This is a genomic window from Croceitalea sp. P059, assembly GCF_031846365.1.
Classification (GTDB): Bacteria; Bacteroidota; Bacteroidia; order Flavobacteriales; family Flavobacteriaceae; genus Croceitalea; species Croceitalea vernalis.
Map to the genome: position 1 here is coordinate 287227 of NZ_JAVRHW010000001.1, position 25007 is coordinate 312233.

Annotated in this window: 19 protein-coding genes; 10 read left to right on the forward strand and 9 right to left on the reverse strand. The window is 35.7% G+C overall.

Going from position 1 to position 25007, the window contains the following annotated elements:
* Positions 1-87 precede the first annotated feature (87 nt).
* The 6 genes from RM542_RS01225 to RM542_RS01250 form a co-directional block, all read right to left on the reverse strand.
* The gene (locus RM542_RS01225) at positions 88-366 is read right to left on the reverse strand and encodes a hypothetical protein (protein WP_311383884.1); all 279 of its coding nucleotides are present in this window, start codon (positions 364-366) and stop codon (positions 88-90) included.
* Between the two features lie 26 nt (positions 367-392).
* Entirely contained in the window at positions 393-1901 is a 1509-nt protein-coding gene (gene atpD / locus RM542_RS01230) for a F0F1 ATP synthase subunit beta (protein WP_311383885.1), read from the reverse strand.
* 165 nt (positions 1902-2066) lie between these two features.
* Positions 2067-4841 (reverse strand): TonB-dependent receptor domain-containing protein, encoded by a 2775-nt coding sequence (locus tag RM542_RS01235; RefSeq protein ID WP_311383886.1) that lies wholly within the window; start codon positions 4839-4841, stop codon positions 2067-2069.
* A 207-nt stretch (positions 4842-5048) separates the two neighbouring features.
* Positions 5049-6896, reverse strand: coding sequence for a glutamine--fructose-6-phosphate transaminase (isomerizing) (gene glmS / locus RM542_RS01240; protein WP_311383887.1), 1848 nt, complete (start codon positions 6894-6896; stop codon positions 5049-5051).
* Between the two features lie 134 nt (positions 6897-7030).
* Complete coding sequence (locus RM542_RS01245; protein ID WP_311383888.1) at positions 7031-8926, reverse strand: DUF4270 family protein; 1896 nt, start codon at positions 8924-8926, stop codon at positions 7031-7033.
* Between the two features lie 5 nt (positions 8927-8931).
* Positions 8932-9741 carry a glycogen/starch synthase gene (locus tag RM542_RS01250; RefSeq protein ID WP_311383889.1) on the reverse strand — a complete coding sequence of 270 codons (810 nt, stop codon included), beginning with the start codon at positions 9739-9741 and terminating at the stop codon, positions 8932-8934.
* Positions 9742-9842: 101 nt separating this feature from the next.
* Here RM542_RS01250 and panC point away from each other — a divergent pair, with 101 nt between their 5' ends.
* The 6 genes from panC to RM542_RS01280 are packed head-to-tail and all read left to right on the forward strand — an operon-like array spanning position 9843 to position 16807.
* Positions 9843-10691, forward strand: a complete 849-nt coding sequence (gene panC / locus RM542_RS01255) for a pantoate--beta-alanine ligase (RefSeq protein ID WP_311383890.1) — start codon at positions 9843-9845, stop codon at positions 10689-10691.
* A 14-nt stretch (positions 10692-10705) separates the two neighbouring features.
* Entirely contained in the window at positions 10706-11056 is a 351-nt protein-coding gene (panD, locus tag RM542_RS01260; RefSeq protein WP_311383891.1) for an aspartate 1-decarboxylase, read from the forward strand.
* Between the two features lie 2 nt (positions 11057-11058).
* Complete coding sequence (locus RM542_RS01265; RefSeq protein WP_311383892.1) at positions 11059-12024, forward strand: lysylphosphatidylglycerol synthase transmembrane domain-containing protein; 966 nt, start codon at positions 11059-11061, stop codon at positions 12022-12024.
* 24 nt (positions 12025-12048) lie between these two features.
* On the forward strand, positions 12049-13191 hold the full coding sequence (locus RM542_RS01270; protein ID WP_311383893.1) for an alpha/beta hydrolase-fold protein: 1143 nt from the start codon (positions 12049-12051) through the stop codon (positions 13189-13191).
* Positions 13192-13237: 46 nt separating this feature from the next.
* Positions 13238-14599 carry a DNA repair protein RadA gene (gene radA / locus RM542_RS01275; protein ID WP_311383894.1) on the forward strand — a complete coding sequence of 454 codons (1362 nt, stop codon included), beginning with the start codon at positions 13238-13240 and terminating at the stop codon, positions 14597-14599.
* A gap of 36 nt (positions 14600-14635) precedes the next feature.
* The gene (locus RM542_RS01280; RefSeq protein WP_311383895.1) at positions 14636-16807 is read left to right on the forward strand and encodes a PQQ-binding-like beta-propeller repeat protein; all 2172 of its coding nucleotides are present in this window, start codon (positions 14636-14638) and stop codon (positions 16805-16807) included.
* Here RM542_RS01280 and RM542_RS01285 read toward each other — a convergent pair.
* On the reverse strand, positions 16804-17844 hold the full coding sequence (locus tag RM542_RS01285; protein WP_311383896.1) for an aldo/keto reductase: 1041 nt from the start codon (positions 17842-17844) through the stop codon (positions 16804-16806). The two genes, RM542_RS01280 and RM542_RS01285, sit on opposite strands and share 4 nt — an antisense overlap.
* A gap of 65 nt (positions 17845-17909) precedes the next feature.
* A complete protein-coding gene (locus tag RM542_RS01290; protein ID WP_311383897.1) occupies positions 17910-18671 on the reverse strand; it encodes an exodeoxyribonuclease III in 762 nt (253 codons plus the stop codon).
* 53 nt (positions 18672-18724) lie between these two features.
* On the opposite strand from RM542_RS01290, the gene RM542_RS01295 reads away from it, so the two are divergent.
* From RM542_RS01295 to RM542_RS01305, 3 genes are read left to right on the forward strand one after another with little or no spacing between them, the layout of a single operon-like run.
* A complete protein-coding gene (locus RM542_RS01295; RefSeq protein WP_311383898.1) occupies positions 18725-20779 on the forward strand; it encodes a TonB-dependent receptor domain-containing protein in 2055 nt (684 codons plus the stop codon).
* Between the two features lie 35 nt (positions 20780-20814).
* Positions 20815-21387, forward strand: coding sequence for a sugar O-acetyltransferase (locus RM542_RS01300; RefSeq protein ID WP_311383899.1), 573 nt, complete (start codon positions 20815-20817; stop codon positions 21385-21387).
* 2 nt (positions 21388-21389) lie between these two features.
* Complete coding sequence (locus RM542_RS01305; RefSeq protein ID WP_311383900.1) at positions 21390-21731, forward strand: VOC family protein; 342 nt, start codon at positions 21390-21392, stop codon at positions 21729-21731.
* 55 nt (positions 21732-21786) lie between these two features.
* On the opposite strand, the gene katG is transcribed toward RM542_RS01305, so the two are convergent.
* On the reverse strand, positions 21787-23982 hold the full coding sequence (gene katG, locus RM542_RS01310) for a catalase/peroxidase HPI (protein WP_311383901.1): 2196 nt from the start codon (positions 23980-23982) through the stop codon (positions 21787-21789).
* Between the two features lie 272 nt (positions 23983-24254).
* Between katG and RM542_RS01315 the strand changes: the two genes are divergently transcribed.
* Positions 24255-25001: a hypothetical protein gene (locus tag RM542_RS01315; protein WP_311383902.1), complete on the forward strand. Its 747-nt coding sequence runs from the start codon at positions 24255-24257 to the stop codon at positions 24999-25001.
* Positions 25002-25007: the final 6 nt, after the last annotated feature.

The following is a 25007-nucleotide window of genomic DNA, read 5'->3' on the forward strand; positions in this document are numbered from 1 at the left end:
ATCAAAAGTAGCATCTTTATCGAAATATTAATGACAAAAAAAAGCCGCTTGAAATAAGCAGCTTTTTTTGAATTATATCGTTTTGGTTTAATCAGCCAAAACTATCACCTTGTTATCCTTTAATTCAATGGTACCGCTATTAATAGCTAAAATGGTTTCCCCACTGGCGCCTTGAGAGAATTTATTTTGGAATTCTTCTTCTATTGAAATATCACCTTGAAATTTTACACTACCCTCTTGTAATAATGATACAATCGGAGCGTGGTTTTGTAACATTTGAAACTCACCATTAATACCAGGCACCGTAACTGAAGTTACTTCACCTGAAAAAAGAGTAGCCTCTGGAGATACAATTTCTAAATACATTTTTATAGTAATTAGTTTGTTAGTATTTAAGCTTCCGCAAGCATTTTTTCACCAGCTTCAATAGCTTCTTCAATGGTCCCTTTTAAGTTAAATGCTGACTCTGGTAAGTGATCTAATTCACCATCCATAATCATATTAAAACCTTTAATAGTCTCTTTAATATCAACTAAAACTCCTGGGATTCCTGTAAACTGCTCTGCTACATGAAAAGGTTGTGATAAGAAACGTTGTACACGTCTAGCACGTCCTACAGCAAGTTTATCTTCTTCAGAAAGCTCTTCCATACCCAGAATTGCAATGATATCTTGAAGCTCTTTATAACGCTGTAATAACTCTTTAACTCGTTGCGCACAACCGTAATGATCATCACCTAAAATATCAGCAGTTAAAATTCTAGAAGTTGAATCTAACGGGTCAACTGCTGGATAAATACCAAGCTCCGCAATTTTACGAGAAAGTACCGTTGTCGCATCTAAGTGCGCAAAAGTTGTTGCTGGCGCTGGATCCGTTAAATCATCCGCTGGTACATAAACCGCTTGTACTGAAGTAATAGAACCTCTTTTTGTTGATGTAATACGTTCTTGCATTGCACCCATTTCAGTTGCTAATGTAGGTTGGTAACCTACTGCAGATGGCATACGACCTAATAATGCAGATACTTCAGAACCTGCTTGTGTAAATCGGAAGATATTGTCAACAAAGAAAAGAACATCTTTACCTTGGCCATCACCTGCCCCATCACGGAAGTATTCAGCAATTGTTAATCCAGATAAAGCTACACGAGCACGAGCTCCTGGAGGCTCATTCATTTGACCAAAAACGAAAGTCGCTTTTGACTCTTTCATTGCTTCTTTATCAACTTTAGATAAATCCCATCCGCCTTCTTCCATTGAATGCGTGAAATCATCACCGTATTTAATGATACCAGACTCCAACATCTCTCTAAGCAAGTCATTTCCTTCTCTTGTACGTTCACCAACCCCTGCAAATACCGAAAGACCACCATGACCCTTTGCAATGTTGTTAATTAACTCTTGAATTAATACCGTTTTACCAACACCTGCACCTCCAAATAATCCAATTTTACCACCTTTGGCATAAGGCTCAATTAAATCAATTACTTTGATACCTGTAAAAAGAACTTCTGTTGAAGTAGAAAGATCTTCAAATTTTGGTGCTTCACGGTGAATTGGAAGTCCATTTTTACCAGCTTTTGGCAAATTCTCCATTCCATCAATTGCATCCCCGATTACATTAAAAAGACGTCCATAAACATCTTCACCTATTGGCATTTGTATAGAGCTACCAGTTGCTACAGCCTCAACACCTCTGCTTAACCCATCTGTTGAGTCCATTGAGATTGTTCTTACCGTATTTTCACCAACATGAGATTGTACTTCAAGAACTAGTTTTGAGCCATCTTCTTTGTCTATTTCTAAAGAATCATAAATTTTAGGAATCTCAGTTCCTGATTCAAATTCAACATCAATAACTGGTCCGATGATTTGGGCAACTTTACCTGTAACTTTAGCCATTACTTGCTTATTTCGTTTTATTCAATTTCTTAGTGGGAAAAACCCTCTTTTTTCCGGCTGCAAAGATATGTTTTTCGTTTTGTAATTAGAAACTTCCATAATCTTTTTTTAAAACAAAAAAGCAGCCATTGCGGCTGCCTTTGTTAAAAAGTAAATGTTATGTTATTATGGATTGATTGTCCAAGACACGTAGTAAATGGAACCTATCAAACCGGAACCAACAGCTTGAAAGTATTCTTCATTCAAAATGTTGGATGCTCCTGCCTTAAATACAGATTTAATACCTGGAACAGTATAATTCACTTGAGCATCAAGCACGGTAAATGAAGGAACGTCACCATCAGCAAACGAAGCTTCCCAGAAATATGAATCGCTCCAACGATAGTTTACTCCAAATCCGAAATTCTTAAAAAGCTCTGTATTACCAAAAGAAGCCTTCACTCTATGTTTTGGTGTATTGAAATTAGTTCTAAAATCGGGGAAAGCAACTTTATCGAAATCTAAATCGGTAAAGGTATAGTTAACACCTAAATCAAAATCTCCCAAAATTTTAGTATCAACGCCTATTGTAGCTCCCCATGAATTAATATCAACTGTTGAATTGGTATAGGCTTGGTACGCTTTAAAATCTCCATTTGCAAGAGCTAAAACAGATAATGAATTATCGCCCACCTGTCCGTATAATGGAACGATAGTCGTTACGTTAGCAATAAAATTTGCATAACTGTTATAGTAACCACTTAAATCAATAGTAAATTTACCTAGCTGAGCACGGTAACCCGCTTCCACAGCAGTAATTTCTTCCGGTTGAACAAGACCTGGTGTAGCTATCTCTAAAGCCGTCGGGTCGCCGGTAGCAGAAAACGCACCAACAGAACTTAATGAATACGCATTTTCATAGGCCGATCTACCTGTTACTTGAACCGTTTCGGCTCCACCTGTAAATACCTGGCCTGGCTGACTAACTGGAAAAGTTCTAATATCTCTATCAAGGTTAGTTGGCGCAGAACCAACTAAAATTGCTTGACCTGCATCAAGTCCAATAAATAAATCTTGAGTAGTTGGGTTTCTAAATCCTTGTTGTATCGAGGCTCGTAGATTATGGTTTCTGTTTTCTCCTAGTGTAACTGAAAAACCAGCTCTAGGCGAGAAGAAACCATCAAAGAATTCATTCTTATCATAACGACCTGACACCGTTAATTTAAGTCTTTCATCAGCTAGCTTTTTCTGTACTTGCATGTAACCACCATACTCCTGATAAGTAATTGGTCCATCAATATCAGTAAATATAGTTCCACTTGAATTTAGTTCGTATTCTCTCCAAGAGCCGCCAACTTGAATATCTGCCCAATCATCAATCAAATGCGCTAAATTATAGTTACCATTTACGTGTCGGAATTTCGTGTTATCAATAAATTTTGAACCTGTTGTCAAGTCACCATCACTTGTAACAGCATTAAAAGCACTTTTAAACTGAGCACTTCCCGGTTCGTAACGTCCGGTATCGGCAGCCGCTCTAGCTGCAGCATGTGCTTGTTCATCTGTTGCTAAAACACCTGATCCCACTCCCAATTTAGCTCCTATAAAAGTAGCCGCATAATCACCAAACCATGCTAAATCAGATTTCCACCTTCTATTAACATTTATAGCAGTAAATCTTGTATCATAGGCATCACCTGAGTTCTCTGAAACAATATATCCTCTTATAAAAAAGTTATCATTTTTCAATTCTAATTTATGCTGTTGCATAGTAAAACCTTGTACTGCGTATCTATTAATACCTTGATATATAGTAGTACCACGACCGATACGACCATTATATATAAGTTCTAAATCATCGGCAAAAGGTCTGTAGTGCAAAGAGAAATCCGTTTTTACACTCTCCGCGTTATAATTTGTTAAATCGCTCTCATTATAGCCCGTTCTACTAACAAAAGCTGACCCTACCGTACCAGCAGGTAATCCTCCTAAAACATCAAAATTTAAGACCGTACCAACTTCATCACCATAAACATTTAAACCATTGTAAGCTGGGTTCGACCGATCAGCTCCTGGGTTGGCCAAATCATCAGTTCTATTTGCATGCCAATCTTCACCTTTCAAGAATGAAAAGGTAGCTTTTGCAGCAAATTTGTCGCTAAAAGCATGTGCGGCTCGAATACCAAAATCATAATACTGATTATCACCGGCAGCCTCTTGAGATGTTATACCGGTTTTACCATATGCGCTGATTCCCTGAAAATCCCATGGATTTTTACTACGCATAAATAGTATACCATTAAATGCACCGGCACCGTATAAAGCCGAAGATGCCCCTGGTAATATCTCAACACTTTGAACATCTAGTTCAGACATACCAACTAAATTACCTAATACAAAATTCAAACCTGGGGCAGTATTATCCATTCCGTCTACCAGCTGCATAAATCTTGTATTTGCAAAAGTTGCAAAACCTCTTGTGTTTATAGATTGAAAAGTTAAACTGTTGGTATTGATATCTACACCCTTTAGATTTTGCAGACCGCCATAAAAAGATTCCGCAGTTGTATTCTTTATTTCTTTTAAACCGAAACGTTCAACAGATACTGGTGATTCAAAAATTCGTTCTGGCGTTCTCGAAGCCGAAATCACAATTTCATCAAGTGCTGTAGAGTTTTCATTCAATATAACGGCTAAGGATTGATTATTTTCTGTAACTGCAACGGTTGCAGTACTATATCCTATACTTGATATTTTTAAATCAAATGGAGGCGTCTGCGAAGTAGTTAAAGTAAAATTACCATCAAAATCCGCTACCGTTCCTTCTGCCACACCTACTATAACAATATTTGCACTTGGTACAGGATTTCCATTTTCATCTGCAACTTTTCCAGTAACTGTAGTTTGTGACATTAAAGATGTTCCCAAGATTAGGAAAAATGCCAAAATTAAATTTTTCATTAGACTTGAATTTGCGTTAAGTTAGTTTTAAATCAGCGTTAAAAATTTGAGCGGAATATACATTTTTTTAAGATTATATCCACGGAAAGAAAAAGAAATTATGCATGCATAGTACTTTTTCTTTAAAAAAACACGGTTTGAAGTGAGAATTTAACAAAAAAAACCGTCATAAATGACGGTTTTACAAAAATATGCTTTGGTAGATAATTACTCAACAGTAACTGATTTTGCCAAATTTCTTGGCTGATCGACATTACAACCTCTCATTAACGCAATATGATATGAAAGCAATTGTAAAGGAATTGTAGTTAACAATGGCGTTAAAGCTTCTGATGATTCAGGAACCTCAACAACATGGTCAGCAATGCCTTTAACGGTTTCATCACCCTCTGTTACAATTGCAATAATTTTACCACTACGTGATTTAATTTCTTGAATATTACTAACTACCTTTTCGTAGTGTCCTTTTCTTGTAGCTATTACAACTACGGGCATTTCTTCATCAATCAAAGCAATAGGCCCATGTTTCATTTCCGCAGCAGGGTAACCTTCAGCATGGATATAACTAATTTCTTTTAATTTCAAGGCTCCTTCAAGAGCAACAGGAAAATTATAACCTCTTCCCAAATACAAACAATTTGTAGAATCTTTATAAACCTCAGCTATCTTTTCTACTAAATCATTTGATTTTAAGGCCTTCTCAACTTTTTGCGGTATACCCTCGAGTTCCGTCAAAAATTCATGGTACTTAGATTGTGAAAATTCACCTTTTTCTTTAGCTAGTTTTAGAGCAATCATTGTTAAAACCGTTATTTGGGTTGTAAAGGCTTTAGTTGAAGCCACACCAATTTCAGGTCCCGCATGTGTATAAGCACCAGCATGTGTTTCACGTGCTATAGAAGATCCGACCACATTACAAACTCCGAAAACAAATGCTCCCTTTTCTTTGGCCATTTTAATAGCTGCTAGAGTATCTGCTGTTTCGCCAGATTGCGAAACAGCAATCAAAATGTCCTTTTCCGTGATTACAGGGTTTCTGTATCTAAATTCTGAAGCATATTCGACTTCAACAGGAATTCTAGCTAAATCTTCAAAAATATACTCAGCAACTAATCCCGCATGCCATGACGTTCCGCAGGCTACAATAATTATACGGTTAGCATTCAAGAATCTCTCAATATTATGATCAATTCCTGACATTCTAATATAACCCTCATCTGCTAACAAACGACCTCTATAAGTATCATGAATTGCCCTAGGTTGCTCATATATTTCTTTAAGCATAAAGTGATCGTAGCCACCCTTCTCAATTTCCTCCAAGTTCATTTGGAGTTCTAAAATGTTAGGATAGCTTATAGCATCATCTTTTATCTTACGTAACTTTATTTCTTTTCCAATTCGTATAATAGCCATTTCTTCATCTTCAAGGTAAACGGCATTATTGGTAAACTCGATAAACGGTGAAGCATCAGAAGCAATAAAATATTCACTTTCTCCAATACCTATAGCTAAGGGACTTCCAAGTTTTGCTACTACAATTTCATCAGGTTTGTTCTTGTCAAAAACTGCAATAGCATATGCTCCTATTACCTGATTTAATGCAATTTGAACTGCTTTCCCAAGTTTTACACCCTCCTTCTTTTTTACTTCCTCAATAAGATTAACTAAAACCTCTGTGTCAGTATCAGATTCAAAGGTGTAACCCCTCTTGATTAAAGCTTTTTTAATTGATTCGTAATTCTCTATTATTCCATTATGAATAATGACTAAATCGCCCGAATTAGAAACATGTGGATGTGAGTTAACATCGTTAGGAACACCATGTGTAGCCCACCTTGTATGGCCTAAACCTAACTTACCATTTGTATCTATTGATTGAGTGGCTTTATTTTTTAAATCTTCAACCTTTCCCTTTGTTTTTGAAAGCTGCATACTTTCACCATCAAAAAGAACGACCCCCGCACTATCATAGCCACGATATTCTAGCCTTTGTAAGCCTTTAATTATTATTGGATAGGCATCTCTATGCCCAATATAACCAACTATTCCACACATATTATTAGTTTATTTGAGGTTCTGTCAAACAAGTTTTCATTTGCAAAAATAATATTTGAATGAATAAACTTGTTAAACTCTAGATGTATTAACGAAAAAAACACACAACTGGTATACGGAACAAAAATTGGCTGCTAATTTGCTTCAGTATAAAAAATTTCCAGCTTTAATTTTTTATCATCGTCTTGCAAATCTACATTTGGTCCATAAAGGACGGTACCTAAAGGATTTATATTTGACAATACAGGAATACTCGGATTATTCATATCCGTAGATTGAGATTCTAATGCCCCGGTAATACTTATATCAGAAGAAAGAGTTAGACCAAGGGTTACATTTTCTTCGTCACGCAGAATCAAATCATTAACATATTCAGTAAGTCTAACAGTATACTTTACCCCATTACCATCATCATCCCTTTCAATAATACCATCGTAGTTTAAAAATTGACCTAAGGGAGTAATTGAAGTAGAAGTTTCATTTGTTATATCATACAATGGATCTAAACTTTCTAATTCAAATAAATATAATCTAGGCGGTTCTGTTGCGTTAGATTCACTATCAATAAGGCTTCTATCAATATAAAATACAAGATTAGCCTCGTTGATAATCCAATTGTTGCTTTTGATTTCAGAAATTATGTTAGTACCATTATCCTCTTCAAATAAATTTATTTCGGCATATGATCCCGAACCTCCTTTTAAGTATATTCTAGAATCACTCACATCATCATCCAGAGAAGCAATTATATCTGATGAATAAGGTTCGTCTATATAAGTATTAACTGCGTTGCCATTGGTATTGTTATTAATATTTTGGAAAAAGTTAATCGTAAAATCTCTTTCAACTCTTTCAATTTCGCCTGTCGTTGTATCAGCGTCTGTATCACTATCATCAACAACGAAATCATCGAATTCATATGTCACTGTAATGTTCGCTTGGGATAAATCAAACAAAAGCATAAGATCTTGTCCAGCAGGAGGAGTTAGCGTAAAATGTAATCCTCTAATGAAATCACTAAAATTTGCCTGACTTTGAAATTCTGTACTTCCTTCTTTATCTATAAAGTTTTCTTGAAAAAATTGAGTATCCAGTTTTATTCGAATGCCTGGATTTAGTCGCGTTTCTACAACCTCTGATTCATCTTCATCTTCGGTATCGGGATCATCTTCTTCAAAAAACAAATACTCGAGACTGCTAATTGTAACTGTAGTATCTGCCAAAACTTCTGAAACAAAACTTGGTGAAAATTGTTGGGTCGAATAATATTCTTGAGCTTCTTGGAAGTTCGTATTAGGATCTAAGTCTCTTAGAAAAAAAGTTGATCTTTCCACCTTAAAACCAAAAGTTGAGCCTATAATTTCATCTTTTCTTATTGAATTTGAAAATATACTATCTAAAGCAAAATTTATTGGAAAAGAATTTATTATTGTTGATTCATCTTCAGCATCGCCAATACCATCGCCATCAGTATCTGGATTAAAAGGATCTGTTCCTGCTACTCTTTCTTCGTTATCCGTGACACCATCACCATCCTCATCAGTGTCTGGATCAGTTGAATCGTTATCAAACTCATCTTGTACTCCATCGTTATCAGCATCTCTACTCGCTGCGGGTACTTGTTGATAAGGTATATACAGAATGACTTCTTTTACAACTTCATTTTCCGGAATGGTATCGTTGTTACCAGAATTATCTTGTAACAACTCTTCTTCTGCACTAAGATTACCATATTCTGTTATCCCTTGTAAATTTGGCAAGGTCAATTGTGTGGTAACTTTTGCCTCTCTTAGTCCATAAATGGGGTCATTATAAGTTCCCATTTGATACAATGGCATTTTATTTGTTTGGACAGCATTAAGTCCTTTATTGAAAGCAAAAACTTCAAATTCTGCACTAGCCGTATTAAAAGGCTCTCCACCAATAACACCGTCGCCTATTGTATCAAGCTCCTCTTCACAAGAAACCAAAAAAGCGAACAAAATAATTACTCCAGCAAAAGCTGAAATTACATTTTTGTAAATACCCATTAGGTCTATTTTAACACTTCTGTATTGTAGAAATTAGAATAAGCTTCTTCTGCTTCTTGAAATGAAACAAAAGGTAAAACAGGCTTATCCAAGTTGGAAATATGTTCTGTTAAATCTTCAGAAATTTCTTCCGATGCTAAAATAACCGCATCAGAATAATCTACTGCTACCTTTAACAAATTATTATAGTCAGGAGTACTTAAAGTGCTGATTTTACTATCTTCAATACCATCAAATGCAATCTTCTTTTGCATATTAGCATCTAATTCACCATCAAAACTTTTACCATATACAGATGTTACAATCTTACTATCAGCAAAAATTGGTTCATCAGCATAATATTGTCTTAAGTATAATGGCAATAGAGACGCCATCCATCCATGAACATGAATAATATCTGGTGACCAGTTTAATTTCTTTACAGTTTCAACGACACCTTTGGCGAAGAAAATAGCACGCTCATCATTGTCTGGGAAAAGATTTCCATCTTTATCAGTAAATGTTCCTTTTCGTTTAAAATATTCTTCATTATCAATGAAGTAAACTTGAATTCTTTCCCTTGGAATTGAAGCAACCTTAATAATTAAAGGCATATCCATGTCATTTATTACTAGGTTCATCCCAGACAAACGAATGACCTCATGCAATTGATGTCGTCGTTCATTAATATTTCCATAGCGAGGCATAAAAATCCTAATTTGACCACCATTACTGTTGACCATTCTTGGAGCTTCATATGACATTAAAGAGACTTGATTCTCTGGGAGGTAAGGCACTAATTCAGAAGATACAAATAATATCTTTTTACCATTCATAAACGTAATTTTTGTTTATCGAAAAAACGTAGCTGCAAAAATACAAAATTTATGTAGATTACCAGTATTTATAGTATTTTTGCACGTTTTTAACGCTTTATATGCAAGTTTACACTACTAAAAAAGACCTTTTAGCTATTCTTAAGTCTAAAAAGAACAAAGAACTAAGCCTTGGTTTCGTCCCAACAATGGGCGCTTTGCATAAAGGTCATATTTCCTTAGTTCAAAGAGCTTTCAATGAAAATGAATTAGTCGTGGTTAGTATTTTTGTCAATCCAACTCAGTTTGACAATGAAGAAGATTTAGATAAATATCCTAATACCCTAAAACAAGATTTAGATTTACTTGAAAAAGTTTCAACTAATATCATTGTTTTTGCACCCACGAAGAATGACATTTATGATGATAAAATTAAATCTGAATCATATAATTTTAATGGCCTTGAAAAGGTTATGGAAGGCACCTTTAGGGCAGGGCATTTTAACGGTGTAGCTACTATTGTTGAGTTACTTTTAAAAACAGTGGGGCCGGATAAAGCCTACTTTGGAGAAAAAGACTTTCAGCAACTTCAGATTATCAAAAGACTTGTGACCTTAAAAGACATTTCGTGTCAAATTATTGGTTGTCCAATTGAGCGTGAACCGAGCGGTTTAGCTATGAGTTCTCGTAATGAACGCCTTTCTAAATCGACTAGAAAAAAGGCAGGTTTTATTTATGAAACTCTTAAAACTGCCAAAATAAAATTTGGCACGAAAAGTGCACCTATAGTTAAAGAATGGGTTTTTAACCAATTTTTAAATAGTTCACTTTTTGAGTTAGAATATTTTGAAATAACGGATATAGACACCTTAACACCAATAGCAAAAAAACAAATTGATATAAAATATCGGGCTTTCATAGCTGTATACACTGAAGAGGTTCGCCTGATTGATAATATCGCACTTAATTAAGTAATTTTACCCCCATGCAAATCGAAGTCGTAAAATCAAAAATTCATCGTGTTAAAGTCACAGGAGCGGACTTAAACTATATTGGTAGTATTACCATTGATGAAGATTTGATGGATGCCGCTAATATCATAAGAGGCGAAAAAGTTCAAATTGTAAACAACAATAATGGCGAACGCCTTGAGACTTACGCCATTCCTGGGCCTAGAAATTCAGGTGAAATTACTTTAAATGGAGCGGCAGCTAGAAAAGTAGCTGTTGGAGATATCCTTATTTTAATAACTTACGCTAGAATGGATATAGAAAAAGCAAAAAGCTTTAATCCAGCATTAGTTTTTCCTGATGAGAACTCCAATTTATTAAATTAATTTTGACTCCATCCTTTAAAAAAATTCTTAAAATCGTAGTTCCAATTTTATTGGGAGTTGGTTTGGTTTGGTACTCTTATTTCTCTACAACACCTGAGGATAGAAAAATAATTATTGAAAATATCTCAAAGGCAAATCCATTTTGGGTTGGCTTATCTATTCTTATTGGCATTTTAAGTCATGTTTCAAGAGCTATAAGATGGAATTATTTATTAAATCCTTTAAATTATCGTCCAAGGTTAAGCAATAATATTTTAATTATTCTAACCTCATACTTAGCAAATTTAGGTATACCTAGGTCTGGAGAATTTTTACGCGCTACTGCCTTAACTACTTATGAAAAAGTGCCTTTTGAAAAAGGTTTTGGGACTATAGTTACAGAAAGAGTAATTGACCTTTTAATGCTTTTTATAATCATAGCATTTACTCTTGTTTTACAAACCGACATCATCTTAAACTTTTTAAATAACTACGGAATCAACCTAATTGGCTCACTAATATTTTTAACAATATGCATCTTAGGTCTTTTGAGCGCAGTATTCCTTATTAGAAAGTCAACAACAGGTTTTGCTTTAAAACTAAAAACCTTTTTAAATGGTATGCTTGAAGGGGTTTCGAGTATTCTAAAAATGAAAAGCAAATGGTTATTCGTTCTACATACTTTGATTATTTGGGGTTGTTATATTGCTATGTTTTGGGTGATTAAGTACACCGTTACTGAAACAATAGACTTAACATTTTCTCAAATTCTTGTAGCCTTTATTGCTGGAGCTTTTGCTATGTCAACTACAAATGGTGGTATTGGGGCATACCCGATTGCCGTTACAGCTGCACTCTCACTATTTGATATTACCGAGGTATCCGGAAAAGCTTTTGGGTGGATTATGTGGATTTCTCAAACCCTAATGATAGTAGTTTTTGGGGCAATATCTTTCTTACTACTACCGTTATTGAACAGAAATCGATAATCCTGATTATCAAAAGAATACCCCATGACCCAAAAATTATTTGCCGTTTTGGCACTGTTATCTATTGGAATTAATGCTCAAGTAAAACAAGAAATATTTGAATCTTTTAGACTACAAGAACGTCGAGATGTTTCTTATTACTTTCCGGAAGATTATACCTATGAAAAAAAATACCCTCTAATTGTTGTATTAGATGCCGAATATCTTTTTGATAATGTGGTGGCTAATGCAAAATTTTATAGCACACATAACAGAATGCCAGAAGCTATCATTGTTGGTGTTCATCAAAGTCAAAATGATCTTCGTTGGGAGGATTGTGATTTTGAAGAATCTACTGGACTTCCAACTGAGAAAGGAAAATTATTCTACGAGTTTCTTGGCACTGAACTTATCCCATATTTAGAAACCAGTTACAACATAGCTCCATTTAAAATGTTCATAGGTTATGATATCACTGCCAATTTTGGTAATTATTTTCTATTCAAAGACAAATCATTATTTAATGCGTATCTAACGATCTCTCCTGTACTTGCAACTGAAATGGATAGTCGAATTCCTGCAAGATTGTCAGCATTAAATCAAGAGATTTTTTACAATTTAGTATTAGAGAAAGAACCAACTGATGATCGTCAAAAAATTCTTCAAATGAATACAGCTATCAGCTCTATTCAAAAAGAAAATTTACATTATTTCTTTGACCAATACGATGAACCAGATCATATTTCTATTGCTGCTTATGGCATTAGTAAGGCATTTGACAATGTCTTTAAACTTTTTAGACCAATTAGCCCCAAAGAATATAAAGAGCACATTCTTACCTCAAACGACCCTGTCATAAACTATCTTGATGCTAAATATGGAATGATTGAAGAGTTACTTGGTTTTGAAAAAGAAGTTGAGTTAAACGATATTATGGCCATTTATGCCGCTTGTCTTAAAAAGGAAGATTATGAAAGTCTTCAACCTTTGTCAGAAATCTGTAAAAAACAATTTCCTGAAAGTATGATGGGTTTTTATTTTGAAGGTGAGTACCTTGAATTAATTGGCGAACCCAAGAAAGCTTTTAAAACCTTTGAAAAGGCTTTTCAAATGAATGAAATTGATTTCTTGACCAAAGACATGGCTCTTGACAAAATGGATGCGCTTAAAGCAGATTTTGGCTATTAACATATAGAACTTTAAACTTATCTTTAGCCAAATTCCTAAAGAATAAATGGCAAAGACCAAAACTGCTTATTTCTGTCAAAATTGTGGTGCTCAATACGCAAAATGGATTGGTCAATGTACCTCTTGTAAAGAATGGAACACCGTTGTTGAAGAAGTGGTTCAAAAAGAAGGCAAAAAAACTTGGAAATCTTCAACATCAACCCTACAAAAAGCCTCAAAACCGTTATTAGTAAAAGAAATTAATAGTGATAAAGAAATCCGTCTAAACACCCTTGATTTAGAATTCAATCGTGTTCTAGGAGGGGGATTAGTACCTGGATCTTTAACCTTATTGGGAGGCGAACCAGGAATTGGAAAAAGCACCTTGCTGCTTCAAATTGCATTAAAACTTCAATATAAAACCCTTTATGTTTCTGGCGAAGAAAGTCAAAAACAGATTAAGATGCGTGCCGATCGCATTCATCCGAATTCTGAAAATTGTTTTATTCTTACGGAAACAAAAACTCAGAACATCTTTCAACAAATTGTCGCGCTTGAACCTGATTTGGTGGTTATTGATTCTATTCAAACATTACATTCTGATTATATTGAATCAGCAGCAGGTAGTATTTCGCAAATTAGAGAATGTACTGCCGAACTGATCAAGTTTGCAAAAGAAAGTAACACTCCTGTTATTTTAGTCGGTCATATCACTAAAGATGGAACCATTGCAGGTCCTAAAATTTTAGAACATATGGTGGACACCGTACTTCAATTTGAAGGAGATAGAAATTATGTCTATCGTATACTTAGATCATTAAAAAATAGATTCGGTTCTACTGCAGAACTAGGTATTTACGAGATGCAAGGCAGTGGACTTCGAGAGGTTAATAATCCTTCTGAGGTACTAATTTCAAAAAACGATCAAGATTTAAGTGGTACTGCAATTGCAGCTACTGTAGAAGGAATGCGGCCTTTACTTATTGAAATACAAGCTTTGGTAAGCACTGCTGTTTATGGAACACCACAACGTTCAGCCACAGGATTTAATGCTAAACGCTTAAATATGCTTTTGGCTGTACTTGAAAAACGTGCAGGTTTCAAACTTGCGGCAAAAGATGTTTTTTTGAATATTACTGGAGGAATTTCAATTGATGACCCCGCGACAGACTTGGCCGTTATCTCCGCAATCTTGTCTAGTAATAGTGATATTCCTATTGAAAAAGGAGTTTGTTTTGCAGCTGAAGTGGGTCTTGCTGGCGAAATTAGACCTGTTCAACGAATTGATCAAAGAATTTTAGAAGCAGAAAAATTAGGCTTTCAAACCATATATGTTTCCAAAAACAATAAGATTGGCTTAAAGAAAACCCAAATTAAGGTCAAACTGGCCTCAAAGATTGAACAAATAGTTATCGAATTGTTTGGTTGAAAAAGTCCTTATATTTAAAGGACTAACAAGACCAAAATGAAAACCAATTTCACTTATACTTTACTAGGCACGGCATTCTTGATATTGAGTTGTAATACTACCTATGACCCAAATACACAACCTGATTATCATAATTGGAATGATTATTTAGGTGATTCAGGGAGATCCCATTTTAGCACACTTACTCAAATTGACACCATAAATGTCAAAAATCTTGAGCTTGCTTGGAGCTACAAAAGTGGTGGTCTTGAAAATGGGAGAACAACACAAATACAAACCAATCCATTGATTATTGAATCTACCCTTTATGGCGTAAATGCTGCAATGGAGTTATTCGCGGTAAATGGTGAAAATGGTAAACAAATTTGGAATTTTAAACCTGCAACTAAGGACAAGACTGGTTTAGGCTTAAATCGTGGATTAAGTTTCTGGAAGGCTAATTCTGAAAGCGAAGAGGATAGATTGTTTTTTGCTTCAGGGTTTCATGTATATGCTGTTGCGAGAAAAACGGGTAAGGCAATTACAAGTTTTGGAACCAACGGGAGTATAGATTTAAGAGAGGGTTTGGGTAGAGGTGCCACAAAACTAGCTGTATACGCTAATACTCCGGGTGCCATCTATCAGAACTTATTGATTATGGGTACTCGAGTCGGTGAAGGACCGGGCTCATCTCCTGGTCATATAAGAGCATATAATGTAATTACGGGTAAAATTGAATGGATATTTCACACAATTCCTCAACCAGAGGAATTTGGTTATGACTCATGGCCGAAGGAAGCCTATAAAACAGTGGGGGGAGCCAATAGTTGGTCAGGAAATGCTATAGACCATGAAAGAGGTATTGTATATTTTCCAACAGGTTCTGCAGCTTTTGACTGGTATGGTGGAGATCGTCATGGTGAAAATCTATTTGCTAATTCACTTTTAGCTTTAAATGCTAAAACGGGAGAACGTCTTTGGCATTATCAGTTTGTTCACCATGATTTATGGGATAGAGATTTACCTGCACCACCTAACCTTTTTACGATGAATCGTAATGGACAGAAGATTCCGGCAGTAGCACAGGTAACCAAAAGTGGCCATGTATTTGTTTTTAACCGTGTTACAGGTGAACCTTTGTTTCCTATTGAAGAAAAAGCATATCCTAATTCTAATTTAGAAGGAGAACAAGCCCACCCTACACAACCTTTACCAACAAAACCTGCACCTTTTGCTAAACAGCAGCTGACAGAGGCTGATTTATACGCACCCAATCAACCAGCATTTGTAGATGATTTTGTGGACAAGGAACAAAACATAAATCCTCCAACTGTTCTAGATAAATTCAATCAAATTACTTCAAAAGGACAGTTTGTTCCTATTGATACCACAGGAGTTTTGTTATATCCCGGAGCCGATGGCGGAGCTGAATGGGGTGGGGCAGCCATGGATCCTAACAAAGGAATTATGTATGTGAACTCTAATGAAATGGCTTGGATTGTACGAATGAAAAAAGTTGGCGGAGAATCAAATGAAGAATCAAATTTTGGAGCGTCCTTAACCCAAATTCATTGTGCTCGTTGTCATGGAGGTGAATTACAAGGTCTTGGAGCAATTCCAGAACTACAAAATATTAAAGAACGTTATTCTGTTGATTCTATTCAAAGCATTATTAAAAATGGAAAAGGTGCGATGCTTAGTATGCCTAATCTTTCTGATTCTAAGGTAAAAGCTATTGCTAATTACATTTCAGATATAGAAGTAGAAACCGACCATCGCGCTGAAGAGGGCTTGACTAAAGTGCCTTATGCAGTTGCTGGTTTTGGTCGCTTTAAAGATAATCGAGGTTATCCGGTAATGACACCACCCTGGGGAACCTTGAACGCTATTAATTTAAATACTGGAGAATACATATGGAAAGTTCCTTTTGGGCATGAAGAACAATTGAATGACCCTAATCATCCCGTTTCAGGGCTAGAAAATTATGGTGGTCCTGTGGTTACTGCAAGTGACTTATTATTTATAGCTGCAACAAAAGATGAAAAATTTCGAGCCTACAATATGAAAAATGGAAGTCTTTTATGGCAAACAGAATTGCCAACAGGTGGTTACGCTACACCTGCAACTTATAGCATCGGTGGAAAGCAATTTATAGTAATTGCATGTGGTGGTGGTAAAATGGGTACTGCCTCTGGCGATGAATACCGGGCTTATGCTTTACCCGATTAAGGTGCAGGATTAGGAATCTCGTTATGAATAGCTTCAATACCTTTTAAAACCTCATCGGATAAATCTACATTGATACTTTCAATATTTTCCTTTAGTTGCTCCATGGTTGTTGCCCCAATGATATTACTTGTTACAAATGTCCTCGTATTTACAAAAGCCAGTGACATTTGCGTTAACGAAAGACCATGTTCAGTTGCCAGGTCAAAGTACTTTTGAGTTGCTCTTACAGAATTTTCATTACTATAACGGTTATAGTTCGGAAATAAAGTTACTCTGCCTTTTCGAGGTTTTTTTCCACCTAAATATTTGCCACTAAGAACCCCAAATCCCAATGGTGAATATGGTAATAATCCTATTTTTTCTCTAATTGAAACTTCAGAAAGGCCAACTTCAAATAATCTATTCAGAAGACTATATGCGTTTTGAATGGTTGCCATTCGTGGAAGAGCCTGATGAACTTTGGCCTCTTCTAAAAATCGCATCACACCCCAAGGGTTTTCATTAGAAAGCCCTACTTGCCTAATCTTACCTTCTTGAACTAAATCACGCAGTGTTTCTAGAACTTGGTGAATGTTATCTTCCCAAAAATCTGGAGCATCGGCATTAAAGCCTCGTTGCCCAAAAAAATTAGTATTACGTTCAGGCCAATGCAATTGGTACAAGTCTATATAATCTGTTTGTAATCTTTTTAGACTTCCTTCAACAGCTGATATTATTGAATCTTTACTAAATCCGGTTGTCCGTATATGCTTTGTATAATCTCCTGTTCCAGCAATCTTAGAACCCAAAATAACTTTATCTCGATTACCTCTTTTTTTAAACCAATTACCAATGATTTCTTCAGTGACAGCATATAGTTCTTTTTTAGCTGGCACAGGGTAAAGCTCAGCAGTATCAAAGAAATTTACTCCTTGTTCTAGAGCGTAATCCATTTGTTCATGACCTTCTTCCTCAGAATTTTGACGACCCCAAGTCATAGTTCCTAAACAAATTTTACTAACTCTGATATTAGTATTTGGTAAGCGGGTATATTTCATGATAAAAACTATAAAGATGCAAAACTAGTGGATCAACATTAAGATCGGTGTTAAGCTTTTGTGATTTATTCTACTTCTAATAAAATTGGACAATGGTCACTGTGTTTAGCTTCGGGAAGAATTATGGAACGCTTCAACCTGTCTTTTAGAGAGCTATTCACCATACCATAATCTAACCGCCAGCCTTTGTTATTATTTCTTGCATTTGCTCTGTAACTCCACCAAGTATAATTATGGGGTTCTTTATTAAAATGCCTAAAACTATCTATAAACCCACTCTTCATGAAATCACCTATCCACTCACGCTCGACTGGTAAAAAACCTGAAACATTTTTAAGTCCAGTTGGGTTATGTATATCAATAGCTTCATGACAAATATTGTAATCACCACAAACGATTAAATTCTCTCGCTCTTTTCGAAGTTCGTTGGCATATTCTTGAAAGTCCGCCATATATTTTAATTTAAACTCAAGACGGTCCATATTTGAACCAGAAGGCAAATACATGCTCATTACTGAAATATCGCCAAAATCAGCTCTTATATTTCTTCCTTCAAAATCCATATAGTCAATTCCCGTTCCATACTCAACATGGTCAGGTTTTATTTTACAAAGTAATGCAACACCACTATATCCCTTCTTTTGTGCGCTAAACCAATAATGGTATTTGTAACCCGCCTCTTCAAATAGAGCAACATCGACTTGCTCTTGCATTGCTTTTGTTTCTTGCAAACAAATCACGTCAGGCCCAACTGATTTTAGCCATTCTACAAAACCTTTTTTTAAAGCAGCACGTATACCATTGACGTTATAAGAAGCTATTTTCATTTTCTTTGTTTAGGCTTTAAAAATAGTTATTTTTAAATCTTACAATTCTGTTGATGAAACAAGTTTTATTATTTCTTTTTACATGCTGTTGTTCTCTTGTTTTATTCAGTCAAAAAGACTCTGTTAATCTATTAAATGAAGTTATCCTAATTGAAGACTTTGTTAAAAAAAAAGCTGTTGGAATCACGCCGTCAGACCAATTAAACATAACTGATTTAGAACAATATAGTCCAATCGACTTTGCTTCTGGTCTTAACGAAATTTCTGGCCTTTATGTTTTGTCTGGAGCATTGAATACTAACCGAATTACCATTCGCGGTGTTGGAGCACGAACACCTTTTAGTACAGACAAGCTTCGTATGTATTTTAACGGAATACCAATAACCAATGGAACAGGAGTTTCTACTATTGAAGCTTATGATTTTGAAAATATGGGGCGTATAGAAGTGGTAAAAGGCCCAAAAGGAACTTCCTTAGGGGCTAATTTGGGCGGAGTCATTCTATTAAACACTAAACCACCTGAAGTTGGTAAAACTTTTTTGAGTAACACGTTTACCATTGGGTCTTTTAATATGCTCAAAGACAATTTATCCTTTAGACACTCAGAGAAAGGTTTTAATTTAAATTTGAGCTACAACCATTTACGAACAGATGGTTTCCGACAAAATAATAGTTTTGAACGCGATGGGTTTTTATTAACCTCTTCGGTCAAATTATATCCTAAAGGTAAATTAGATTTTCTAGTCAACTATATTGACTATACCGCAAGTATTCCAAGTTCAATAAACCAAACTGATTTCAGTGAAGATCCCCGAAGGGCAGCTGCAAATTGGCTTGCAGCTCGCGGTTTTGAAACCAATAAGTACGCACTTGCTGGATTATCGCTTAGTCATTTTTTTAATGATGATTTAAAAATCACATCAAGTATTTTTTACACCTACTTGGACCATTATGAACCCAGGCCTTTCAATATTTTAGATGAGTTTACTAATGGTTATGGTTTTAGGTCACTTTTGGAAGGGACAATTTTTAAGGGTGATTTTACCATTGGGGCTGAATTATACAAAGATGAATACAATTGGCAGACTTTTTTCAACCAATTTCGGGATAATGACGGTAATGGAAGTTTGCAAGGAGCTCAATTGAGTGATAACAAAGAATTTCGTTCGCAACTAAACCTATTTGGTACTTATGCCTACCAATTGACGCCAAAACTAACAGCACAAGTTGGCCTCGCATTAAACCAAACTAATTTTGATTTTAGAGATTTGTTCAATGATGAAGATGAGAATACTTCTGCTAAACGAGATTTTGAAGCTATTTTACTACCCAGCGTAGGTTTGGAATATCAAATTAAAAAAGGAATCTTATACGCCAATATCGGACGTGGATTCTCGAACCCCGGATTGGAAGAGACTTTGACTCCTGATGAGGTTATTAATCCCAATATTGAGCAAGAAAAAGGTGTTAATTATGAATTAGGAGGGCGGTTTTTATTATTTACAAACCAATTGAGCATAAATGCCGCAGTCTATCAAATGAATATTACAGACTTATTGGTGGCCGAACGCATTAATGAAGACCAATTTATCGGTCGGAATGCTGGTGAAACTAAACACCAAGGATTTGAATTAGATTTACGGTATCGCCAGAAAATTAATGGGAATTGGTCATTGATTCCTCGGTTGAGCTATAGCTATAGCAATCATAGTTTTGTTGATTTTATTGATGGAGACGATAATTTTTCTGGAAATGATTTGGCAGGCGTTCCAAGGCATCGAATAAACTCCGGAATTGCTTTACGGAGAGCTAATGATTTCGTTTTTAATTTAACACATCAATTTGTAGATGACATTCTTTTGAACGATGCCAATACCTTGAGTAGTGAAGCATTCAATGTTTTTAACCTTTCAACACGATATAACACTTCAATAACGAATAACTTGAAACTTGGAATCAATTTTGGTTTGAACAATCTTTTTAACACCAATTATGCACAGTCTGTCCTAATCAATGCAACCGGATTTGGTGGTGCTGCGCCACGTTACTTTTATCCCGGGAACGGGAGAAACTATTTTACAGGAATGCGATTGAATTATTCTTTTTAACTAACTTATCTTTAATAAGGTAGAATTAGAATACGATGACCGAAAAAGAGAAAATGCTTAATGGTGAACCCTATAACTCTAGAGACCCAGAGTTACTAAAGCAATACCATAAAGCCAGAGCAATACTAAAAGCCTATAATAACCTAGATTCTACTGAGCTTCAAGAGCGTTCAAATCTTCTAAAAAGTCTATTTGAAAAGATGGGTAATGCAGTTTGGGTTGAAGCTCCATTTTTTTGTGATTATGGTGAACATATTTCAATTGGAGAAAATACATTTATTAATGCCAATTGTATTTTTATTGACGATAATAAAATAAATATCGGAGCTAACGGACTTATTGGTCCACATGTTCAAATTTATACTGCCGAACATCCATTAAAAGCTTCAGAGCGAATCATTACGTCTGAAGAAGGAACACACTACTTAACATCTACCAAACCAGTAAATATTGGGCGTAATGTTTGGATTGGAGGTAATTCCGTTATTTTTCCTGATGTTACTATTGGCGATAATGTTACTATTGGAGCAGGTAGCATTGTAACAAAAGACATTCCGGATAACGTGTTAGCTTTCGGCAATCCATGTAAAGTACAGAAACAACTTTAAATATGAGTTACACACCTATTAACTACATTGAATTTAAATCAACTGACCTTAAGGCAACAAAAACATTTTATTCCCAAGTTTTCGGTTGGTCATTTACAGATTATGGCGATAGATATACCGCTTTTTCAGATAGTGGAGTTGAAGGTGGTTTTGAATTAAGTAATGGACCCATCACAAATGGAGTTTTGGTAGTCTTGCACCATTTAAATCTTATAAATATTAAAGAGAAAGTGCTAAAAAGTGGTGGAAAAATTTCTGTAGATATTTTCTCTTTTCCAGGCGGGAGTCGTTTTCAGTTTTTAGACCCTTCGGGTAATGAATTAGCAGTTTGGTGTAAAGAATAAAAAAAGCATCCTGATTTTCATCAGGATGCTTTCTCTTTCATAGCAATTTTAGATCTTAATTCAAATCAAAACGATCTAAGTTCATCACTTTAGTCCATGCGGCAACAAAATCTGCAACAAATTTGTCTTTAGCATCATCTGTTCCGTAAACCTCAGCAATTGCTCTTAATTCTGAATTAGATCCAAAAATCAGGTCCGCACGGGTTCCAGTAAAGGCAACATTACCTGTGATTCTATGACTTCCTTCAAAATAACGATCGTCATCTGATGTTGCTTTCCAAGTATAGGTCATATCTAATAGATTACTAAAGAAATCATTAGTCAAACTACCCACATTGTCAGTGAACACTCCGTAGTTCGATCCATCATAGTTTGTTCCTAAAACACGAAGACCGCCTACTAAAACAGTCATTTCTGGTACTGTTAAAGTCAATAGGTTTGCACGATCTATCAATAAATCTTCCGCAGCAACCTGTAAATCACCTTTAATATAGTTTCTAAAACCGTCTGCTAAAGGCTCTAAGTAATTAAAAGATTCTATATCCGTTTTTTCCTGAGTAGCATCTCCACGACCTTGGGTAAATGGAACTTCAACTGTATGACCAGCATTTTTGGCCGCTTCTTCAACACCAACACTACCCATTAAAACAATTAAATCTGCCATAGAAACCTCAGCACTAAATTCGTTTTGAATTGCTTCAAGAACAGTTAAAACCTTATTTAGTTCAGCTGGGTTATTAACTTCCCAACTACGTTGTGGTTCTAATTGAATTCGAGCACCATTAGCCCCGCCTCTTTTGTCAGAACCTCTAAACGTTGAAGCAGAAGCCCAAGCCGTACTTACCATTTGCGAAACAGTCAAACCTGAAGCTGCTATCATATTTTTCAACGACGTTATATCTGCATCACTTAAAGTATACCCTACTTTAGGAATTGGATCTTGCCATAATAATTCTTCGCTTGGTACCTCAGGGCCTAAATAACGATCTACAGGACCCATATCTCTATGTGTTAGTTTGTACCAAGCACGAGCAAAAGCATCTTCAAACGCCTTATGGTCTTCATGAAAACGTTTAGAAATTTCCAAATAAGCAGGATCAGTTTTCAAAGCAATATCTGCGGTCGTCATCATTAATGCCTGTGTTCCATTACCTCCAGCTGAAGGCGCCATTTTTGCTTTTGACGCTGCAGTTGGTGTCCATTGATGTGCACCAGCAGGGCTTTTTGTTAATTCCCAATCGTAATTTAGAAGCACATCAAAATAATCAGCATCCCATTGTGTTGGGTTTGGTGTCCAAGCTCCTTCAATACCACTTGTTATGGTATCTTCTAAAACCCCACTTTTATAAGAGTTTTTCCAACCTGTACTCATTTCTTCAATCGAAGCTCCGGCCGGTTCAGCACCTACATATTGGTTCGGGTCTGCAGCTCCATGAGCTTTTCCAAAAGTATGACCCCCTGCAACCAAAGCCACAGTTTCTTCGTCGTTCATAGCCATACGTCCAAAGGTTTCACGAACATCTTTCGCCGAGCCCATTGGATCAGGGTTTCCGTTTGGACCTTCTGGGTTAACATAAATCCAACCCATCATAACTGCTCCAAGATGACCTTCTAATTCCCCTTCTTCATAACGCTCTTCATTAGCGCCCCATTCTGTTTCGCTACCCCAATACACGTCTTGCTCTGGTTCCCAAATATCTTCTCTACCACCGGCGAAACCAAATGTTGGGAAACCCATAGATTCTAAAGCACAATTACCTGCAAGAATCATCAAATCAGCCCAAGAAATTTTATTACCATATTTCTTTTTAATCGGCCATAATAATAACCGAGCCTTATCTAAATTTCCATTATCAGGCCAGCTGTTAATTGGAGCAAAACGTTGGTTACCACCACCGGCCCCACCGCGGCCATCACCTACTCTATAGGTTCCAGCACTATGCCAAGCCATACGAATCATAAATCCACCATAATGGCCATAATCAGCAGGCCACCAATCTTGTGAATTGGTCATTAAATCAGTTACTTCTTTTTTCAAAGTAGCGAAGTCGACACTATTAAATGCTTCTGCATAGTCAAAATCTTCACCCATTGGATTAGACGCAGCTGAATGTTGACGTAGAATATTTAGTTTAAGTTCATTCGGCCACCAATCACGGTTCTTAACCCCTTGACCACCTGTCTTTTTTGTTGTACCTGCGAAAAATGGACATTTATTGATGTCTCCATTTCCATTGTGCGGATCGCTCATAATATGTTGATTTTTGTTTTATTTATTCTTTGAGATGTTTAAAAATAAGGCTCTTATTTCTGAATTGAACTTCACTTTTATTTTTTTGCGTTATGTTAACATTGGAGATGTCTATAGTAGATCTATAAAGAATTGTTTTTGACTATCTTAGAAGCAAAGATATTTAATCCAATGGGATGCCATTAAAAACTATCATTACACTTATTATTTTAGTTTGTTCAACTAAAATTTCTTTGGGACAGGTAAACTCGGTTAGCGCTCTAAAATTTAATTTGGAAAAAGATTTACTGATAATACAGTATGATTGTAAAACTGATGTTGATGATTTACATTCAATTGCTGCATTTGCTACTTTAGTTTCTCATTCTAAATATGAAAATTTAAACTACCATGCTGTAGCTGGTACATATGGAATGCAAAATGGCTTATATGTGCCACCTAACAAATTGTTTGCGCTAGCATTTGGTGAAAACTGGAGCGACGCCCATAATTCTTATGAAAAGGCTTTGGAAACCGTAACCCAACTCGGACTAAAAACATTAAAGTCAACTGGTTCTTTATGGATTGCTGAAGCGGGACAATCAGATTTTACTTTTGATGTTATCAAAGCACTTCAACTTGCACTTCCAAGTTTTGATAACAAACGTATTCACGTGGTTCAACATAGTGATTGGAATGAAGAGGTCACTACGCCCGAAAAGTTAGACTTTGTCAAATCATCAATTACCTATTATAAAATCCCTGATGGTAATGCCACAAAAAATGGCACTCCTGGTTTTCGTTCTGAGGAAATTATTCCTTGGTCTTATAGCATTAAGGGTGAGAATTTATCTCAGGTATGGAATCTTGCCATAAAGCTGGGAAACCAATATAATGGAAAAGACAATCGCTATTTGAATAAAGCAATTGAAAAAGGGGGTCTTGATTTCTCTGATTTTTCAGAGGTCTGTTGGATTCTTGGTTTAACAGACATCGAAGATGCCAACGCTTATTTTAAATATATTTCCGAAAAGGATTGAATTACA

Bases quoted from the DNA above. Each gene is read 5' to 3' on its own strand.
- RM542_RS01225 (WP_311383884.1), bottom strand. From the start codon at position 366: ATGTATTTAGAAATTGTATCTCCAGAGGCTACTCTTTTTTCAGGTGAA.
- atpD (WP_311383885.1), bottom strand. From the start codon at position 1,901: ATGGCTAAAGTTACAGGTAAAGTTGCCCAAATCATCGGACCAGTTATT.
- RM542_RS01235 (WP_311383886.1), bottom strand. From the start codon at position 4,841: ATGAAAAATTTAATTTTGGCATTTTTCCTAATCTTGGGAACATCTTTA.
- glmS (WP_311383887.1), bottom strand. From the start codon at position 6,896: ATGTGTGGAATAGTTGGTTATATTGGGCATAGAGATGCCTATCCAATA.
- RM542_RS01245 (WP_311383888.1), bottom strand. From the start codon at position 8,926: ATGGGTATTTACAAAAATGTAATTTCAGCTTTTGCTGGAGTAATTATT.
- RM542_RS01250 (WP_311383889.1), bottom strand. From the start codon at position 9,741: ATGAATGGTAAAAAGATATTATTTGTATCTTCTGAATTAGTGCCTTAC.
- panC (WP_311383890.1), top strand. From the start codon at position 9,843: ATGCAAGTTTACACTACTAAAAAAGACCTTTTAGCTATTCTTAAGTCT.
- panD (WP_311383891.1), top strand. From the start codon at position 10,706: ATGCAAATCGAAGTCGTAAAATCAAAAATTCATCGTGTTAAAGTCACA.
- RM542_RS01270 (WP_311383893.1), top strand. From the start codon at position 12,049: ATGACCCAAAAATTATTTGCCGTTTTGGCACTGTTATCTATTGGAATT.
- radA (WP_311383894.1), top strand. From the start codon at position 13,238: ATGGCAAAGACCAAAACTGCTTATTTCTGTCAAAATTGTGGTGCTCAA.
- RM542_RS01280 (WP_311383895.1), top strand. From the start codon at position 14,636: ATGAAAACCAATTTCACTTATACTTTACTAGGCACGGCATTCTTGATA.
- RM542_RS01285 (WP_311383896.1), bottom strand. From the start codon at position 17,844: ATGAAATATACCCGCTTACCAAATACTAATATCAGAGTTAGTAAAATT.
- RM542_RS01290 (WP_311383897.1), bottom strand. From the start codon at position 18,671: ATGAAAATAGCTTCTTATAACGTCAATGGTATACGTGCTGCTTTAAAA.
- RM542_RS01295 (WP_311383898.1), top strand. From the start codon at position 18,725: ATGAAACAAGTTTTATTATTTCTTTTTACATGCTGTTGTTCTCTTGTT.
- RM542_RS01300 (WP_311383899.1), top strand. From the start codon at position 20,815: ATGACCGAAAAAGAGAAAATGCTTAATGGTGAACCCTATAACTCTAGA.
- RM542_RS01305 (WP_311383900.1), top strand. From the start codon at position 21,390: ATGAGTTACACACCTATTAACTACATTGAATTTAAATCAACTGACCTT.
- katG (WP_311383901.1), bottom strand. From the start codon at position 23,982: ATGAGCGATCCGCACAATGGAAATGGAGACATCAATAAATGTCCATTT.